The organism is Alterirhizorhabdus solaris (genome assembly GCF_007785815.1).
Lineage (GTDB): Bacteria > Pseudomonadota > Alphaproteobacteria > Sphingomonadales > Sphingomonadaceae > Alterirhizorhabdus > Alterirhizorhabdus solaris.
Window position 1 is genome coordinate 13558 of the sequence record NZ_VNIM01000048.1, and the last position, 16724, is coordinate 30281.

General features: G+C 69.0%; 15 protein-coding genes. 5 read left to right on the forward strand and 10 right to left on the reverse strand.

Annotation, left to right across the window (positions count from 1 at the left end; translation table 11 throughout):
- Positions 1-196 precede the first annotated feature (196 nt).
- Complete coding sequence (locus tag FOY91_RS12420; RefSeq protein ID WP_145152255.1) at positions 197-1885, forward strand: FAD-dependent oxidoreductase; 1689 nt, start codon at positions 197-199, stop codon at positions 1883-1885.
- Between the two features lie 44 nt (positions 1886-1929).
- Here FOY91_RS12420 and FOY91_RS12425 read toward each other — a convergent pair whose 3' ends face one another.
- Positions 1930-2724 carry an SDR family NAD(P)-dependent oxidoreductase gene (locus tag FOY91_RS12425; RefSeq protein WP_162527222.1) on the reverse strand — a complete coding sequence of 265 codons (795 nt, stop codon included), beginning with the start codon at positions 2722-2724 and terminating at the stop codon, positions 1930-1932.
- Between the two features lie 321 nt (positions 2725-3045).
- On the opposite strand from FOY91_RS12425, the gene FOY91_RS12430 reads away from it, so the two are divergent.
- Together FOY91_RS12430 and FOY91_RS12435 are read left to right on the forward strand one after the other, a co-directional pair.
- On the forward strand, positions 3046-4302 hold the full coding sequence (locus FOY91_RS12430; RefSeq protein WP_162527223.1) for an MFS transporter: 1257 nt from the start codon (positions 3046-3048) through the stop codon (positions 4300-4302).
- A 109-nt stretch (positions 4303-4411) separates the two neighbouring features.
- A complete protein-coding gene (locus FOY91_RS12435; protein WP_145152264.1) occupies positions 4412-5191 on the forward strand; it encodes an SDR family NAD(P)-dependent oxidoreductase in 780 nt (259 codons plus the stop codon).
- 61 nt (positions 5192-5252) lie between these two features.
- Here FOY91_RS12435 and FOY91_RS12440 read toward each other — a convergent pair whose 3' ends face one another.
- The 8 genes from FOY91_RS12440 to FOY91_RS12475 all read right to left on the reverse strand — a co-directional run bounded on the left by FOY91_RS12440 (position 5253) and on the right by FOY91_RS12475 (position 14125).
- Positions 5253-5690 carry a hypothetical protein gene (locus tag FOY91_RS12440; RefSeq protein WP_145152267.1) on the reverse strand — a complete coding sequence of 146 codons (438 nt, stop codon included), beginning with the start codon at positions 5688-5690 and terminating at the stop codon, positions 5253-5255.
- Complete coding sequence (locus FOY91_RS12445) at positions 5687-6703, reverse strand: phosphotransferase family protein (protein WP_145152270.1); 1017 nt, start codon at positions 6701-6703, stop codon at positions 5687-5689. Before FOY91_RS12445 ends, FOY91_RS12440 begins: the two co-directional genes overlap by 4 nt.
- Positions 6700-7785, reverse strand: coding sequence for an Rv3169 family protein (locus tag FOY91_RS12450; RefSeq protein ID WP_145152273.1), 1086 nt, complete (start codon positions 7783-7785; stop codon positions 6700-6702). The genes FOY91_RS12445 and FOY91_RS12450 overlap by 4 nt, the downstream gene beginning before the upstream one ends.
- 18 nt (positions 7786-7803) lie before the next feature.
- Entirely contained in the window at positions 7804-8232 is a 429-nt protein-coding gene (locus FOY91_RS12455) for a DUF3237 domain-containing protein (RefSeq protein ID WP_145152276.1), read from the reverse strand.
- Between the two features lie 265 nt (positions 8233-8497).
- The gene (locus FOY91_RS12460) at positions 8498-9217 is read right to left on the reverse strand and encodes a DUF2889 domain-containing protein (protein WP_145152279.1); all 720 of its coding nucleotides are present in this window, start codon (positions 9215-9217) and stop codon (positions 8498-8500) included.
- Positions 9218-9330: 113 nt separating this feature from the next.
- Entirely contained in the window at positions 9331-10878 is a 1548-nt protein-coding gene (locus FOY91_RS12465) for an AMP-binding protein (RefSeq protein WP_145152282.1), read from the reverse strand.
- A gap of 13 nt (positions 10879-10891) precedes the next feature.
- The gene (locus FOY91_RS12470) at positions 10892-12058 is read right to left on the reverse strand and encodes an acyl-CoA dehydrogenase family protein (protein ID WP_145152284.1); all 1167 of its coding nucleotides are present in this window, start codon (positions 12056-12058) and stop codon (positions 10892-10894) included.
- A gap of 45 nt (positions 12059-12103) precedes the next feature.
- Positions 12104-14125: an oxidoreductase gene (locus FOY91_RS12475; protein ID WP_145152287.1), complete on the reverse strand. Its 2022-nt coding sequence runs from the start codon at positions 14123-14125 to the stop codon at positions 12104-12106.
- Positions 14126-14247: 122 nt separating this feature from the next.
- On the opposite strand from FOY91_RS12475, the gene FOY91_RS12480 reads away from it, so the two are divergent.
- The gene (locus tag FOY91_RS12480; protein WP_238995655.1) at positions 14248-14868 is read left to right on the forward strand and encodes a TetR/AcrR family transcriptional regulator; all 621 of its coding nucleotides are present in this window, start codon (positions 14248-14250) and stop codon (positions 14866-14868) included.
- Positions 14869-14882: 14 nt separating this feature from the next.
- Here the strand turns inward: FOY91_RS12480 and FOY91_RS12485 are convergent, their stop codons facing one another.
- The gene (locus FOY91_RS12485; protein WP_145152293.1) at positions 14883-15797 is read right to left on the reverse strand and encodes an LLM class F420-dependent oxidoreductase; all 915 of its coding nucleotides are present in this window, start codon (positions 15795-15797) and stop codon (positions 14883-14885) included.
- 439 nt (positions 15798-16236) lie between these two features.
- On the opposite strand from FOY91_RS12485, the gene FOY91_RS12490 reads away from it, so the two are divergent.
- A partial coding sequence (locus FOY91_RS12490) for an alpha/beta hydrolase fold domain-containing protein (RefSeq protein WP_162527225.1) occupies positions 16237-16724 on the forward strand: 488 nt, incomplete at its 3' end.

Here is a 16724-nt window from a genome sequence, read left to right on the forward strand (position 1 = left end):
GCTGGTCCTCTCATGATGGCATGCCCACGGGGATGGGCCGCCGGTTCTGTTGGCCTGTCTCAATCGCCGGAAGCGGGGCGGATCGCAAGACCGGGGCGCGGCGGCGGCACGTCGCCGGATTGCGACCGGATCGCACATCCCCTATTGCATAAGATGAACGGGCCGCCGGAATACCGGGGCATCGATGGAGGATGCGATGACGAGCACTGGCGCCGGAACGGCCGGCTTCGATGAAACCTATGACTTTGTCGTGGTCGGCAGCGGCGGCGGCTCGATGTGCGCGGCGCTGGCCATGCGCGCGGCGGGCAAGTCCGTCCTCATCGTCGAGAAGACCTCGCTGATCGGCGGCACCACTGCCCGTTCGGGCGGCGTCATGTGGATCCCCAACAATCCGTTCATGAAGCGGGACGGCGTGGAGGACAGCCTGGAGAAGGCCACCGCCTATCTCGACAGCGTGGTGGGCGATCACAACGACACGCCGGGCGCCACGCGCGCGCGGCGACACGCCTATCTGGTCGAAGGGCCGCGGATGGTCGACTTCCTCGTCGCGCAGGGCCTGAAGTTCACCCGCGTGCCCTACTGGCCCGATTATCACGACGAGCGCCCCGGCGGATCCGAGCCGGGCCGCACCGTCGTGGCCGAACTGTTCGACGTCAACGAGCTTGGCCCGTGGAAGACCCGTCTGCGGCCCAACTTCCTCACGCTGTTCGCCACGCTCGACGAGGCGCTGAAGCTGCCGACGTTCAAGCGGTCGTGGGTGGGCAAGCGGACGATGGCGAAGATCGGCCTGCGCACCGCGTTCGCCAAGCTGACCGGCAAGCATTACGTCACCGCCGGCGCCGCGCTGCAGGGCAGGATGCTGCAGGCCGCGGTGAAGGCCGGCGTCGAGTTCCGCAACGACGCGCCGGTCAGCCAGCTTGTCGTGGAGAACGGCGCGGTGACCGGTGTCGTCAGCGTGAAGGACGGCAAGGGCTCCCGCATCGGCGCGCGCCTCGGCGTGCTCGTCAATGCCGGCGGATTCGCCCACAACCAGTCGATGCGGGACCAGTATCAGCCCGGCACCTCGGCCAGATGGACCAACGCGGCCGAGGGCGACACCGGCGAGATGATCCTCGAGATGATGCGCCACGGCGCCGCCATCGCCCAGATGGAGGAGATGGTCGGCAACCAGATGTCCATCCCGCCGGGGCACGAGGACGATCCGATCAAGCCGGTGGTGCAGGGCATGGCCGCGCCCCACGCGATCGTCGTCGATCAGTCGGGCGTCCGCTACATGAACGAGTCCGGCTCCTACATGATGTTCTGCCGGAACATGCTGGAGCGTAACCGCGAGGTGCCCGCCGTGCCGAGCTGGGAGATCTTCGATACCCAGTACATCACCAGCTACATGCTGGCAGGATCGATGCCGGGCGCAAACAAGCCCGCCCGCTGGTTCGACGAGGGCTTCCTGAAGAAGGCCGACACCCTGGAGGAGCTGGCCGCCCTGATCGATTGCGATCCCGCCACGCTGCGGGCCACGGTGGAACGCTGGAACGGCTTCGTCGCGAAGAACCACGACGACGATTTCGAGCGCGGCGAGCGGGCCTACGACCGCTGGCTCGGCGACCCGACGCACCGGCCCAACCCCTCGCTCGGCGCGATCGACAAGGGGCCGTTCTATGCGATGCCGGTGGTGCCGGGCGATGTCGGCACCTATGGCGGCGTCGTGACCGACCCGCAGGCGCGCGTCCTGCGCGAGGACGGCACGCCGATCCCCGGGCTGTACGCCACCGGCGTCTCCACCGCCTCCGTCATGGGGCGGAGCTATCCCGGTGCCGGCGCCAGCGTCGGCCCGTCGTTCGTGTGGGGCTATATCGCCGCCGGCCATGCGCTGAAGGCGGCCTGACGCCGCCCGCACCCCGCCGCCGGCAGGGTGGCGGGGGCGCAGGCCTAGGCCGTGGCGGCCCGGTCGATCACGATGCAGGCGCCGGAGATGAAGCTGGCGCGGTCCGATGCCAGATAGACGATCAGGTCGGCCACCTCGTCGGGGCGCCCGGGGCGGCCGGTGGTGATCATCTTGACGAAGCTTTCCCGCGGCGCGACCTTGTCGAAGATGTCGTAGAAATCATCGGCCATCGCGGTTTCGATCAGGCCCGGCTGGATCGCGTTGATGCGGATATCGTGGCCCGCGCGCAGCACCTCCTTGGCGGCGCTGCGCGTGTAATGGGAGATCGCCGCCTTGCTGGCCCCGTACGAGGCCATGATCGGATTGCCCTGCAACGCGGCGGCGGACGAGAGGTTGATGATCGCGCCCTTGCCGGCCTCGCGCATGAAGACGAGGGCCGTCGCCATCCCCAGCAGCGATCCCTCGACATTCAGCGCAAACGTGCGCCGGTAGATATCGAGGTCGGCATCGCCCGCCCGGTCCGAGCGCGCCACGCCGGCGCTGTTGACGAGGATGTCGACCCTGCCCCGGCCAGCGCGAAGCCAGGCGGCGGTCTCGTCCCACTGCGCCTGGCTGGTCACATCCAGCGTGTGGGCATCGGCATCACCGCCGGCATCCACGATCGCTTTCGCCACGGCCTGCGCGCCTGCCTCGTCACGATCCAGCGCGATCACGACGGCGCCGGCATCCGCCAGCGCGAAAGCGGCAGCGCGGCCGATACCCGATGCCGCGCCCGTGACCAGCGCCACCTTTCCGGCCAGATCGATCCAGCGACCCGCCGCCGTCAGTGCCTCGCCCATTCCTCTTCCCCGTCGTTCGGTTGATATCGTTACGCCTACGCCTATCGCGGAATTCACCGGGGGACAACGAGCCGTGACGCCGCGGGACGATGGCCATGCCGTATCCGTGAGCACAATAAGCGTGATCCGTTGCATTAAGCCCGCGCACGGGCCTATGTGCATCCGGCGATCGGCGCCCCCCGCCTCCCCCGCGCCGGCCCGATCCCGGCCTCGACGGGATACGACGGGACGACGACGCCCCGTGGTCGGGAAGACCGGAAGGCCCGCATCTCGACGGGCCGGCGCACGATGCCCTTACCGGCAGGACAACAGGAGAGGCGATTGTCGATACGACTGGCAGGCGATGCCCGCGCCGAATGGCGGCAGCATTGGCCCACCGTGATCGCCGCGATGGCCGGTGTCGCGATGTCGACGATGAACAGCTATTCGGTCGGCGTCTTCATCGAACCGCTGCAGCAGGCATTCGGCTGGAGCCGGGCGCAGATCTCGCTCGGGCCGGCGCTCACGGCCCCGGTCGTGATCCTGCTGGCATCGCTGATGGGCGTGGCGATCGACCGCTTCGGCCCGCGCCGGATCGGGATCATCGGCGTCACCCTGCTCTGCGTGCTCAACCTGCTGCTCAGCACGGTCGGCCCGTCGATCTGGAGCTGGTGGGCGGTCTGGGCGCTGATCGCGTTCGGCAATCTCTTCATCCAGCCATCGGTCTGGACCGCCGCGATCTCCGGCCTGTTTTCGGCCGGGCGTGGTTTCGCCTTGGCGTTCGCCCTGTGCGGCAGCGGGATCGGATCGATCATCACCCCGTTCCTCACCTACGAGCTGATCGCCCGCTTCGGCTGGCGGCTCGGCTTCGTCGGGCTGGCCAGCTTCTGGGGCATCATCGCCATCCCGCTGGTCTATTTCCTGTTCACCAGCGCAAAGGATCGCGCGCGCAAGGCGCCGCTGGTCGCAGCGACGCTGGAGGCCCCGATGACGGTGCCGCCCCCGGGCGCCAGCCGCCGCGAACTGCTGACGTCGTGGCGCTTCATCCGGCTGGCGCTGGCGGGCACGCTGATCGCCGCGGTGGTGATGTCGGTCGTGACGAACCTGATGCCGGTGCTCACCTGGTACGGCCTCACCCGCGCGCAGGCCGCCGGCGTCGCCCCGCTGCTGGGCATCACCTCGATCGCGGGGCGCCTGCTGGTCGGCTTCATGCTCGATCGCATCCACGGCACCGTGCTCGGGGCGCTCAGCGTGTCTCTGCCGATCGGCGCGAGCCTGCTGCTGCTCACGTCGCACGGGTCGATCCCCGTCGCGGCATGTGCCGTCCTGATCCTCGGCCTCACGCTCGGCGCGGAGCTCGATCTGGTCGCCTATCTCACCTCGCGCTATTTCGGCCTCGCCAATTTCGGGCTGCTGTTCGGCACGATCGGCGGCCTTATCACGCTTGTGGGATCGCTGACGCCGCTGGGGATGAACATGGTCTATGACACCACTTCGTCCTATGCGGCCGCGCTGTGGTTCTACCTGCCCGTCTGCCTGATCTCTGCCGCGCTGTTCCTGTCGCTGGGCGCATACCCCAAGGCGCATGAGCTGGATTGAGCGGCTATCTTGTCGCGACGGCCAAATGCACCGGGATGCTTGCCCCGCCCGGCGGGTGACAGCATGGCATCCCCTCCATCACGATTCATTCGCCGCATGAGGAGTTAGCATGAAGATCGATGCGTCACTGGCCGCCGTCGTCACCGGCGGTGCCTCCGGTCTGGGTCTCGCGACCGTGAAGGCGCTGCGCGCAGCGGGCGCCAGCGTCGCCATCTTCGACCTCAACGAGGAGGCCGGCGCAAAGGCGGCGGCCGAAACCGGCGCCACCTTCGCCGTGTGCGACGTCATGTCCGACGACAGCGTGGACGCCGCCTTCGCCACCGCCCGTGCCGCGCAGGGGCAGGAGCGCGCGCTGATCTGCTGTGCCGGTGGCGGCAACGCGATCTCCACGATCAAACGCGACAAGGAAACGGGCGCGATCACCGTCTTCCCGACCGACAAGTTCGAGTTCGTGGTGAAGCTGAACGTCGTCGGCACCTTCCGCTGCGTGACGCGCGCGGCGGCCGGCATGGCGACACTGGACGCCATCGACGGCGAGCGCGGGGCGATCGTCAACACCGCGTCCGCCGCCGCCACCGATGGTCAGATGGGCCAGGCCGCCTATTCCGCCGGCAAGGCCGGGATCGTGGGCATCACGCTGCCGATCGCGCGCGACCTGTCGCGCTTCGGCATCCGGGTGAACACGATCCAGCCCGGCCTGTTCGCCACGCCGATGATGCTGCGCGCGCCGCAGCCGATGCTCGACCGGCTGGGGGCGATGGTGCCCTTCCCGCAGCGCATGGGCGACCCTGTGGAATATGCCAGCCTCGCGCTTGAGCTGCTGCGCAATACCTACCTCAACGGCGAGACGATCCGCCTAGACGGCGCCATCCGGATGCAGCCGCGCTGACCGCCAGAGCCCGCTGCCCGCGCGGAACGCGGGCGGCGGGCGCCTCTGCCCGTGCCCGCCGCTACCGCCGTGGCGCGCGGCTGGCCTCGATATCCCGCAGCATCCGCCAGATCCGCTGGCCGAGGATCGTTGCCTGCTCGTCCGCCTGGGCCTCCAGCTGGATCTGCAACGCCACCAGCAACCGCCGCAGCCGGTCGGTCTCGCGATCGAGTTCGCTGATGCGCAGGCCCGGATCGGATGAGCGTGCCGCCTCCTCCAGCCGTGCTGAAAGCGTCGCGTCGTCGACGATGCCCGCCGCCTCGCCGAACAGCGCCCGCAGCTGCCCGTTCTCAGCCACGCGCAGCACCACCGCGTCGTCCGCCGCATTCGCCATCATCGTCAGCATCATCGCCGACAGCCGCACCGCCTCGATGGCATAGCCGTCGTCCAGCGTCGGCGCGACGCGGTCGCGCAGCACCTCGGCCACGCCGCGCACGGCGGTTTCGATCGCAAGCGTCATCCCATCGCTCCCTTGTCGGCCATCAGCGCGAGCAGGTGGGTGCGGTGGAAGCTCTGGCCGCGCACCCCGGTCATCGCCAGCGCCATGTCGCGGCTGCGGCCAGCGGCGAAGCTGGCCGCAGCGGTCGTCCAGATCGCGCACGCCTTGACGCACGCGAACAGGCGCCACCAGTCGAGCGCGACGCGATCGACCGCGATTCCGCTTTCCGTCTCCCAGGCAGCGAGGCCGTCCTCCAGCGGAAACTGGCTCTCGATCGTCCACATCGGGTCGATCGCCCAGGCCACGTCCTCCAGCGGATCGCCGACGTGGCACATCTCCCAGTCCAGCACCGCGCTGATCGCGCCATCGGGGGTGAACAGGAAATTGCCGACGCGGTAGTCGCCGTGGACGATCGCGGGCCGCGCCGGCGACGACGGTGGGTTGGCCCGCAGCCAGCGGATCGCGCCGCGCACCGCCGGCTCGGTCATCGCCTCATGCTCGTCGAGCAGCGCTTCCCAGTGACGCAGCTCGGCGGACCAGAAGCCGTCGCCCAGCGTACCGTTGCGCAGGTCGGTCAGGCCGAGCGCGGCGTGATCCTGCGCCGCCAGCGTGCCGAGGTGCCGCCAGAAACGCTGCCCCACCTCATGCGCCTGCCCTTCGAACGGATCGGTGCTGGTCCAGAAATGCCCCGGCTTGCCCGGCGCCATCGCCATGATGAAGAAGGGTCGCTCCAGCCACGCGTCGTCCATTTCCATGAAATAGACGCGCGGCACCGGCACGCCGCTGTCCGCCAGCGCGCGGTAGACGCTGAACTCGACATCGCGTTCCGCCACCACCAGCCCCGCCGGCGGCGCGCGGCGCAGGATCAACCGGCGCTCCGCCGGTCCGTCGCCCTCGTCCCACACGGCGCGAAAGCGGAACGTCTCCTGGCTGCTGCCGCCGGCGATGCGCGAGAGGTCGTCCACCGCGATCCCGCGCGCATCCGGCATGCGGTGCGCCAGATAGGCGGCGATCCGGTCTTCCATGTCGCTCATGCCCCGTCGTTCGCGCCGGTGAAGCCCAGCCGGGCGTGCGGCCCCATGCTCAGCGCCTCGAACGCGCCGTGGCCGTGCTGCACCGATCCATCGGGCGACGTCATCGTCACCCGCGTGGAGGCCTGCGTGTAGGTGTGGGGCGGGACATAGCCGACCGCGCCGGTGTCGATCTCGTCATAGCCCACGGCCAGCGGCCCCTTGTTCATGCCATGCACCCAGTCCGGATCCATGTAGCCGATCCCGGTCATGAAGAAGCGGGCCTGCGGCTCCAGATCGATCCGCGTGCCGTCCGCCAGCGTGATTGTCCCGTGCGTCGGCCAGCGCGTTCCCGGCTGATAGGCGATGTCGATCGTCGCGCCGGGCAGATGCTCGACCCGGCCGTCGTCATGCGCCACGACCATGCCGTAGTTCCACGCCTCGCCGTCGCGATCCTCGTTCAGGTAGAACAGGAAGCCGCGATCCTCCAGATGCGCGGGCACCCAGATCCAGTGGAACTGGTGGTCCTGCGCGGGCACCATCGGCTGGGGATCGCGCAAGCCCACCTGCCGCACGCCCCAGCTGCGATCGCGCACGCCGAGCACCGTGTCGTGGCCGAGCGTCACCGTTTGCCCGCCGGCCCGGATCCAGCCCGAATAGCGACCGAGCTGCGTCATCCGGGTAATGTCCATGATGAGCCGTGGGCCGCTGCGGCGCTGCGATCGCGGCTCCTCGATCGGGGGCGACCGGCCCTCGAACAGGATGTCGGCGGCGATGCCGTGCTCATTGTCCTCCACCACGATCCGCAGCCGGTGCAGCGGCTCCACCACCTCGACACGGATCGGGCCGACCTGCGTGTCCATCCGCTCCATGTTAAGGTGGCGCGAGGCGCGGATGTTATACTGCCGGTCGCCGATCCGCACGGCGACGGCGGCGTCCATGATGTTGAGGTTGGGATAGACGCCCAGCGCCGCGCCGAAGAACAGGGCCCCGTCGGTGGAATAGCCGTGGAAGAAATAACGATCGTAGAAATTCCGGTCCGACTGCGCATAGGCGATCGGATCGGGCGTCTGGTGGATCGGGTAGTCGTCCGCCTTGGTCAGCATGGCGCCTGACGCTCCGCTTCAGAGGACTTCGTAGAATTCATAGTCGAGCCGGGCGGCACCGCCCTCCCCGACCGCGAGCGTGGCGCGACCGATCGCCTGAATGTCGTTCAGCCAGGCGTAGCGTTCGTCGCCGGTCTCGAAGGTCGGCGCGACGGTGGCGACCGGGCCACCCGGACGGGCGAGATCCAGCTTGCCGGTGTAGCTGATGTAGATCAGCGCGCCGTCGTCGGTCCGCACCGTCATGCGCACGTCGATGTTGCCGACCTTGCCGTTGACCAGGATCCAGTCGGCCGCGGCGGCGCCGGCCAGCGTGGCGTTCATCCGCTCGCCGGTGATGGTCACGGCGCGCATCTCGCCGATGGTGCGGATGCCGGCGGGGGACTTGCCCACCACCAGCGGGGCCGCGACGTCGACCACGGCGGGGCAGAGCGGCTTGAGGTTCAGCATGTTCGGTGACTCCTGGAAGCGATCGATGGGGATCCGGGCCCCGTCACCGGGAGAGGCCGCCAGCAAGCGGCCCTGTGGCGCAAGGCGATGGCGGGATCGTCGGCGGACAGGGATGAGGGTGGGCGCATGATCGGCCGTCCCGGCACGCTGGCCGCAACCGTTGCCGGGATGCGCCGGTCGCGCGCTCTATCCAGGGTCCCCTCCGACATTGCGGTGCATATTGCATGGCCGGCGGCGCATTGTCAGCCCTGTTTCCGCGCGCAGGTCAGCCGAAGGCGGCGGCGCGGTCGCCCAGAGGTTCGGCGCCGGGGCGGCTGAAGTCCACGTCCGCGCCCGCCAGCCGTGTCGCGCCCTGCGCTGTTTCCGGCTGAAAGGTGTAGCACGCGCCGCTCGGGAACACGGTGGCCGAAAGCCCCGCCGGAATCGCCATGGCGCGGCCCAGCGCGAGGATCGCGGCCCAGCGCAGGATGCGCCCCGCCTCGGCGGTGGCCCTGTCCTGCCGGGCGATCCATTCGCCCAGCGCCGCCATCCGCGTGCCCGCCAGTGCCGGCGGCGCGAGGAACAGGTCGCCTTCCAGCCGCCATTCCAGCAGCGGTACGCCGTTGCGCGACAGTCTCGCGCTACGCTGTCCCTCCACGGCATCGGTCACGACGATATCGTAGGCGATCGCCGCACCTTCCCCGGCATGGGCGGCCGCGAACAGGGCCAGATCATAGAGGTGCGTGCAGTTGATCGTCTTGTCGCCCCGCCGCACGACATCGGCGAGGGCGACGCCGGTAAAGGTCCGCTCCAGCATCGCCATGGCGCCGGGGCAGCTCGTCCACGGGCGGCGCTTCATCTCGCTCGTCACCCGCCGGACGATCCCGTCGGCATGCTCCAGCGTCACCACCATGCGGTGATAGTCGTCCTCCAACTCGGCGACGACGCATCCGGGCGCGGGTTCGATCAGGATGCGGCGGCGGTAGCCGGTTTCGCCCGGCGCCATCACCGGGCCCTCCCCGGCCGCCGCGGGCCACCGCCCGGCATCGCCCCCGTGGCCGGCGATACGCTACCGGTGCGGTCGCAACGGCACGGGGGCGGGGGTCCGGGTATCATGGCTCAGGCCGCGAAGCGTGCGCGAAGCGCCTTCTTGTCCGGCTTGCCCAGCGGGGACAGCGGCAACGCATCGATGAACTCGACCGTCTTGGGCGCCTGCACCGCGCCCTTCTTCTCGCGCACGCTGGCGATCAGCGCCGCGGCATCCACCGAGGCGCCCGGCTCCAGCACGACGACGGCCTTCACCGCCTCGCCCCATTTGGGGTCCGGCACGCCGATCACCGCCGCCGCGCGGACGCCGGGATATTCGTTCAGCGCATCCTCAACCTCGCGGGCGAACACGTTGAAGCCCCCGGTGATGATCATGTCCTTCTTGCGATCGACGATGCGCAGGAAGCCGTCGGGGCTGCGCACCGCCACGTCGCCGGTGTGCAGCCAGCCGCCCTCGAACACCTTGGCGGTTTCCTCCGGCAGGTTGAGGTAGCCGCCCATCAACAGCGGCCCGCGTACGCAGATCTCGCCCGGCTGCCCTTCCGCCACCGGCACGTTGTCGTCGTCCAGCAGCGCGACATGGACCAGCGGCGTCGGCCGTCCGCAGCTCGACAGGCGGATGGGGTCGTCGACCAGATGCTCGTCGCGACGCATCACCGTGACGGACATCGGTGCCTCGGACTGGCCGTAGAACTGGAAGAACACCGGCCCCAGCTTTCCGATTGCGTCCTTCAGCCGCGCGGTCGGGAAGGCGGAGGCGCCGTAGAAGATCACCTCGAGGCTCGACAGATCGAACTCGCCGAAGCGGGGGTGGTCGATCATCGCGATCACCATCGTCGGCACCATCAGGATCGATGTGATCCGGTGCTGCTCGATCGCCTGCATCACGCCGACCGGATCGAACCCCGGCAGCACCACCATCATCCCGCCGTTCATCAGGATCGAGGTCAGCACGGCCGCGCCCGAATGGCTGAGCGGCGCGCAGATCAGGTGGCGCACCTCGCGCGGCCATTCCCACGTCATCTGCTGGATGTAGGCGGAAGTCGCGGCGGACGCCTGCGTCACCATGATGCCCTTGGGCTTGCCGGTGGTGCCGCCCGAATAGGCGATACGCATCAGATCGCCGGGCGCGGTGGCCGGCGCAACCAGCGGCCGGGGGGTGAAGCCCTGCGCCGCCTCGATCACGTTGCGGCCCGCCGTCCCCTCGCCCATCGCGAAGACGTGGCGCAGGCCGGGCGCGCGCTCCTTCAACGCGGCGGCGATTGCCTCGTAGTGGTCGGCATCATAGACCAGCGTGTCGATCCCGGCGTCTTCGAGAACGTACAGATAGTCCTCGATCGCGCCCATCGGATGCAGGTTGGTCATCACGATCCCGGCAAAGCTCATGCCGTTGTTGACCGCCAGCAGGTCCAGCCGGTTGCGCGCCAGGATCGCCGCGCGCCGGGGCGCGGGGTCAAGCGTGCGGAAGAACTGCTCGATCCGGCTGATCCCCTCGGCGAGCTGGCCGGCGGTGAGCCGCTCGCCCGTCTCGCCGATCGCCACCAGCCGGTCCGCATCGCGCGAGAGCGCGGCGGCGATCAGGTCACCGACGTGTGCCGGCTGCCTCAACAGGTCCGTCATGCTGTGCGCTCCTTCAGGCGGCGGGCGGCTGGAGATAGGGTTTGCCGTAGATCAGCTGGTTGGCGATGATCGCATAGTGCATCTCGGAGGCGCCCTCGGCTACCGTCTTGGCGATCGCATCGCGCAGGTAGCGGTGGACCCCGGTAGAATCCATGATGCCGCTGCCGCCCCACAGCTTGAGCAGCTTGGTGCAGATGTCGACCGCGGTATCGCCGATCCACCCCTTGCACACGCTGCCCATGCCCGGCTCCATCGTGCCGTTCTCCAGCGCGCGGGCGTTCTCGTACAGCAGCGCACGACCGGCCGAGAGGCGGGCATGCGATTCGGCCAGCCAGTAGCTCACCGGCTGGAGATCGCCCATGTGCTTGCCGTAGAGCTTGCGCTCCTTCACCTGATCCAGCGTCCTGTCGAGCATCCCCTGCGCGCAGCCGAGTGACGTCGCGGCGTGGGCGAGGACGTTGGCGTGGTTGGCGGCGCGGTGGGCGATGCCGCCGGTCAGCACGTCGCCGAGGATGCGGTCCTTCTCGATCCGCACGTTGTTGAACGAGATCGGGCCGGTATTGGTGCCGCGCCAGCCGAGCTTATGCTCATAGGGCGCGATCTCGAAACCCTCGTCCCCGGCCTCGACGATGATGCAGCCATAGCCTTCCTGGCCGGCGTGGTTCTTCGTCTTGCACATGACGAGGTAGGTCTGGGCCGAGGCCTGCGTGCAGAACAGCTTCGATCCGTCGAGCCGGTAGCCGTCGCCGTCCGGCTCCAGCCGGGTCAGGTGCGACGGGATGTTGGCGGCGCCCCCCGGCTCGCTCTGCGAATAGGCGATCACCCGCTCGCCGCTGGCCGACGCCGGCAGCATTCGCTGCTTCTGCTCGTCGGTGCCGAGGATCTCGACCGTCTTGGGGCAGAGCACCATCTGCACCGTGAGCGCGCCGGCAAAGGCCGGGCTGGCCTTGGCGATCTCCTCGCTGACGAGGCAGACCGACACCATGTCCGCGCCCGAGCCGCCATATTCGACCGGGGTATAGAGGCCGAACAGCCCCAGTTCCGCCGCCTTGGCGGTCAGGCTGTCGGGCGTCTTCTCCTCCCGGTCGATCTGGTTGGCGATCGGCTCCACTTCCTTGCGGGCGAAGGTCACCGCCATCTCGCGCAGCGCGCGCTGGTCGTCGGTCAGCCAGTCGAACATGATGCTTCTCTCTCCCGGATTATCGTGGTCGCCGTCGCCGTCTCGTCAGATATGCCGCGCCAGATAGGCCGCTTCGTGGATCGCATTGCCGTAGGAGCGCGGGGTGCGGGCATCGCCCACCACTTGCACCCGGATGCCGCTGCCCAGCAACTCGCGCGACAGCGGATCGTAGGCCACCCGGCCCGGCGCGACCACCAGCGTGCCGAACGGGATGCTCTCCTCGCGCCCGTCGGCATGGCGGGCCTGCGCGGTGCCATCGGCGACCCGCGACAGCTCGACGCCCTGCTCCAGCGTGAGGCCCGCCTGCCCTGCCCAGCGCAGCACCGCCTTGGCGCGCGAGCCGATATAGGGCGCCGGCACGAACGCCGGCGCGGGATCGACCAGCCGCACGGCGATGCCGGACCGCGCGAGGTCGAGCGCCAGCTCGATGCCTTCGCCCGCCCCCCAGATCAGCACCGGCTTGTCCTTGTCCAGCACCTTGGCGCCCGACAGCACGTCGTCGATGGTGCAGGCGGCACCGCTCTCCAACGCCGCGTCCAGCCCCTCGATCTCGGGCAGCGCGGGCTTCGCGCCGGTCGCCACCACCACCACGTCCGGCTTCTCGCCCTTCAGCAGGTCGGCCGTCACCGTCTGGCCCAGCTTCACGGCGATGCCGTGCTTGGCCACCATCAGCTTGTGCCAGTCCGGCTGGTAGGCGATCTGCTCGACGTTCGGCAGGTTCTTGTAGTTGCCCGCCCAGGCCATCACGCCGCCCAGCTGGTCGCCGGCCTCGTAGATGGTCACGTCGTGGCCGATCTCATGCGCGGTGATCGCATATTCCATGCCGCCCGAGCCGCCGCCGACGATGGCGACCTTCTTAGGCGCGAGCGTCTTGGTCAGCGCATAGTCGCGATCGCGGCCGAAGCTGGCGTTCTGCGCCGAGCCGGCGATACCCTTGGCGAAGATGTTGCCGGTCATCAGCGAGGCGCCGGTGCGGGTCGACTTGCGGATCTCGTCCTCGCGTCCCTCGGCGATCTTGCGCGGGAAATCGGGGTCGTCGAGCGACTGGCGGCAGGAGGCGTAGAAATCCGCCGCGCCCTCGCCGATGATCGTCCGCATCTGCTCCGGCGTGTTGACGTTGCACGATCCCATCAGCGGCATGTCGATGCCGCGGGCCTGCAGGCCTTCGCGCATGTGCTTCAGATAGGGCAGCGCCACCATGTTGGGCACGTAGAAGCCGCCGCCGATGATCTCGCCGGAGGAGACCTCCGGATCGCGGCTCTTGGCCGGCAGCATCGAGCCGAAGGTGCAATCCATCGCGTCGATGCCCAGCGCGTGCAGGCGGGTGGCGTAATGCTCGATGAAATAGTCGAGGTCGTAGCCGCCCTCGAAATTCTCGTCGCACACCATGCGCGGGATCTGGGGATAATCCTTGCCGCACAGTTCCTGCGCGCGCTTGATGATCTCCTCGCAGAACAGGAAGCGGTCCTGATACTTGTCGTTGCGGCCCTGATTTTCCAGCAGCGACAGCGTTACGTGCGGCAGCGATCCGTGGCAGAAGTGGTAGGAGACGTAATCGTAGCCCGCTTCCTTGGCGCGCCGCGCCGCCTGGCCGAAGGATTCGACGAGGCTTTCGTAATCCTCGGTGGTCAGCACGCCCGGTTCCGGGTTGCCGATCGGATACTTGCCCGACGGCCCCCACGAGACGGTGCCCGGGATCCAGCCCTTGCCAGGCTCCAGCGGGAAGGTGCCGCCGACACCCGGGATGAGGCCGCCGTAGAACAGCTGGATGCCCGCCAGCGCGCCGTTGTTGTGGATCACCTCGACCAGCTCGCGATGGCTGATCGTGTAGGTATCGTCGTAGAAACCGAGCATCCGCTCGTTGATGAGGCCGTCCCAGCGCACGCACGTGGCACCCACGCACACCGCGCCGTAGCCGCCGGCCGCCAGCGATTCGTAGGCGCCCACCGCCTGCCGCGTCACATAGCCGCGGTCGTCGGACATGTTCATGGTCGTCGGCGCGTGGACCATGCGGTTCTTGAAGGTCAGCCCCTTGGTGCGAAACGGCTGGAGCAATGGATCGGTCACGCGGGCGTCCTCTCGTCTGGCTGGGTCGGGATGGCGGCTCCCGTCGATTTCGACACTATGTCGAAACGCCGTCGCCAAGTCAATCGATCGACATTCCCACGCGGATATGGAACAAGCGGGTGATGCAGCCCCTGTCCGACGCCCTGCCCGCCGCCCCTTCGCTTCAGGATGCGCGCAAGGCGTTCGCCCGCAGCCACATCTCCGATGCCGCACGCGATCTGTTCTTCCGGCAGGGCTATGCCGCGACCACGTTCGAGCAGATCGCGCGGGCCGCGGGCACCCGCCGCACGACGCTGTATTCCCATTTCGCCGACAAGGCCGAGATACTGGAGGAGATCGGGCGCCAGTATTACGCCGGGCTGGGCGCCATCATCGAGACGCTGCCCGGCCCCGTCCCCGATCGTGCCGCCATCGACGCGTGGATCGACCAGCTCGTGGCGTTCGTCATCCGCGAACGGACCCCGGCCACGCTGCTGATCGGGCTGGGCGTCGGCCACGATACACCGCTGGTGCTGCACAAGGCGAGCCAGGCCTTCCAGGATGCGCTCGCCGCGCGCCTGCCCGCCTTCGCCCGCGCCGCCCGCCCCGGGCCGGAGAACGCGCACGTCCGCGCCGCCGCCAAGATCATCCTGCGCGAGCTTGGCCTCGGCTGCCTCGAGGCGGCGCGCGACGACGGCGACGGCCGCGCCCTGCTCGCCATCGTCGCCGACATGTTCGAGCGCTTCGTCCGCGATCACGGCTGAGGGCATCGCCGCCCTCAATCGAGCCGGCCGATGACATCCTCGCCGAAACGCGCCACCTGATCGGTCCATTCCGTGCGGCTGTCGCCGCCGAAGTGGACCCCCATGGCGGTGACGCCCATCGCCGCATAGCGCCCGAGCGTGTCGATCATCGCCTGCGTCGAGGGCGGCGCGCCCCCGTCCGTCCAGCCGGCCAGCTCGACCGGGGGCGGCGTCGCGCGGCCGATCTGTTCGCAGTGGCGGTGCAGGTAGGCGATGCTTTCGGCCAGATCCGCCTCGGTCGTCAGTTCCGACGTACGGCTGGTGGCCGCCAGCGTGGCGTTGACGGTGGGGAACGGGTTCCACGCGTCGCCCAGCTCCGCCGCGCGGCGGATCGCCCGCTTGGAATTGCCGCCGATCAGGATGGGCGGGTGCGGCTTCTGGATCGGCTGCGGGAAGATGCGGTTGCCCAACGCCTCGTAGCCGGTGCCGGAAAAGGTGAACTCCTCCGATGTCCACGCCGCCTTCAGCGCCTGGATATACTCGTCCATCAACTCGTTGCGCTTGTCGAAATCGACGCCGAGCGCCCGATACTCCCCCTTGAGGTAGCCGGCCCCCACGCCAAGCCGCACCCGGCCGCGCGAGAGCAGATCGAGCGTGGCGACGGATCGCGCGGTGATGAACGGGTTGCGATAGGGCAGCACGAGGATTCCGGTCTGCAACCGCAGCGTGCGGGTGGCCGCCCCCACGAACGAGAGCAGCACGAACGGATCCTGCGCATGATGCCCCCCGGCGTCGAGCCAGCGTCCGGTCGGGCAGGGATGATCCGTCACCAGCCCGGCGAAGTAGCCCGACCGCTCGGCCAGCTGCGACATCGCGACGATCGCCTCATAGTCGAGGAACTCGTCGCCCATCTGGAAGCGATCGAACGGCAGGGTGAGACTGATCTTCATCGGGCATTTCTCCTCTCGATCGCGACGTAGCCGGGCGGCCTGGCCCGGGTCGGCTCCCCTCCGGCCGGCGACGTGACCGTCGGGCATCGAGCCGATGGGGCACCCCGGACGTCAGGAAACCGGCGCGCGCTGGCAGACAGGCGGATATCTCCGCACCGACCCGCGATGCGGGACCGCGACAGGCACGATGCGTGCGTGATCGCCCGCCTCCATGGTTCACCCTCTCCGATGCGCCTAATGTAATAATCGAGGCGCATTCTCACCGGGGTGCTATCGTCAATCGCAGCCCCCGGCAAGGGCGCGCACGCCGCGCAACACCCGCGTTCCGCCACCGTCCGTCGCAGGGCGGACGCGGCCCGTTCACCCTCCAATGAAGCGGATTGGACAGCAACGGCCCTTCCTGTAACAACCACGGAACTCCAGCGGCGGGAAGATGCGCATGAGCGATGACGGCACGATCGAACTGGCGCATGTCGCTGCCCGGCACCTCCCGATCCCCACCCATCTCAGTGATATGGCGCGCGCCTTCCTGACGCCGCAGCCGCCCCGGATCCCCTATCCCGCAGTCGACGACAAGGCCGGCTGGGCGGCCTATGTGTCCGCCGTCAATCAGGCCGTCCTGCCGATGCTCTCCGCGATGAATGGCGGGGCGACCGCGCAGGTCGAGACGCGGGATGCCAACGGGGCGCGGGTGTTCGACATCCTGCCTGCGTCTGTGGAGGCAGAAGGGCGGGGCGTCGTGCTGGAGATGCACGGCGGCGCCCTCATCCTGTGCGGGGGCGATCTGTGCCGCCTGATGGGCACGAGCACGGCGGCGCGGCTGCAACGGCGGGTGTGGGCGGTCGATTACCGGATGCCGCCCGCCCACCCCTACCCGGCCGCGCTCGACGACTGCATCGCCGCCTATCGGGCCTTGCTGGATGTACG

Excerpts from the sequence above, each read along its gene's own strand:
- FOY91_RS12420 (WP_145152255.1), top strand. The coding sequence starts at position 197 with ATGACGAGCACTGGCGCCGGAACGGCCGGCTTCGATGAAACCTATGAC.
- FOY91_RS12425 (WP_162527222.1), bottom strand. The coding sequence starts at position 2,724 with ATGGGCGAGGCACTGACGGCGGCGGGTCGCTGGATCGATCTGGCCGGA.
- FOY91_RS12435 (WP_145152264.1), top strand. The coding sequence starts at position 4,412 with ATGAAGATCGATGCGTCACTGGCCGCCGTCGTCACCGGCGGTGCCTCC.
- FOY91_RS12440 (WP_145152267.1), bottom strand. The coding sequence starts at position 5,690 with ATGACGCTTGCGATCGAAACCGCCGTGCGCGGCGTGGCCGAGGTGCTG.
- FOY91_RS12445 (WP_145152270.1), bottom strand. The coding sequence starts at position 6,703 with ATGAGCGACATGGAAGACCGGATCGCCGCCTATCTGGCGCACCGCATG.
- FOY91_RS12450 (WP_145152273.1), bottom strand. The coding sequence starts at position 7,785 with ATGCTGACCAAGGCGGACGACTACCCGATCCACCAGACGCCCGATCCG.
- FOY91_RS12455 (WP_145152276.1), bottom strand. The coding sequence starts at position 8,232 with ATGCTGAACCTCAAGCCGCTCTGCCCCGCCGTGGTCGACGTCGCGGCC.
- FOY91_RS12460 (WP_145152279.1), bottom strand. The coding sequence starts at position 9,217 with ATGGCGCCGGGCGAAACCGGCTACCGCCGCCGCATCCTGATCGAACCC.
- FOY91_RS12465 (WP_145152282.1), bottom strand. The coding sequence starts at position 10,878 with ATGACGGACCTGTTGAGGCAGCCGGCACACGTCGGTGACCTGATCGCC.
- FOY91_RS12470 (WP_145152284.1), bottom strand. The coding sequence starts at position 12,058 with ATGTTCGACTGGCTGACCGACGACCAGCGCGCGCTGCGCGAGATGGCG.
- FOY91_RS12480 (WP_238995655.1), top strand. The coding sequence starts at position 14,248 with ATGCAGCCCCTGTCCGACGCCCTGCCCGCCGCCCCTTCGCTTCAGGAT.
- FOY91_RS12485 (WP_145152293.1), bottom strand. The coding sequence starts at position 15,797 with ATGAAGATCAGTCTCACCCTGCCGTTCGATCGCTTCCAGATGGGCGAC.